General features: G+C 60.8%; 1 protein-coding gene and 1 pseudogene. Both read right to left on the minus strand.

What is annotated here, in order from left to right:
* Nucleotides 1-325: flagellar basal body rod protein FlgC (gene flgC, locus EOC06_RS38490; protein WP_128310178.1), on the minus strand; the 325-nt coding region annotated here is incomplete at its 3' end.
* Nucleotides 326-327: 2 nt separating this feature from the next.
* A pseudogene (gene flgB / locus EOC06_RS44705) lies at nt 328-477 on the minus strand (flagellar basal body rod protein FlgB); the annotation flags it as partial.

A 477-nucleotide genomic window follows, 5' to 3' on the forward strand; every position in this document is an offset into this window, starting at 1 on the left:
CGGTCATGTCGGCCATTTCGATCAGCACGTTGACGTTGGGCATCTTGACGTAGCCCTTCTCGTCGGCGGCCTCGTTGCCGGGCTGGAACTCGACTGGAAAGTCACTGGGATCTCGATCGATCGAGTTCACTGCAACCGTTGAACTGCCGGAGGCCCGGTCAAGCTCAGAGACAAAGCTGATGGTCTTGCGGCGATAAGGATCGGAGCCGGGCGCGGTGCCGGTCGACTGGGCGTTGGCGAGGTTTTCGGAAACCACGCGCAGGCGCTCCGACTGGGCGCCGAGGCCGGATGCTGCGACTTTGAGGGCTGCGGTCAGTGCGTCCATGGTCAGCTCTTCACCGCCATCATCATCATCGTATGAAACGCCTTGACGATCGCTGTGTTGAGCTCGAAGGAGCGGTGCACCTCGCCGGCTTTCAGCAACTGGTCTTCCAGAACGACCGAGTTCTTGGACGGCATGACGACGCCGTCATTCTC

Source organism: Mesorhizobium sp. M7A.F.Ca.MR.362.00.0.0, assembly GCF_004023175.1.
Lineage (GTDB): Bacteria > Pseudomonadota > Alphaproteobacteria > Rhizobiales > Rhizobiaceae > Mesorhizobium.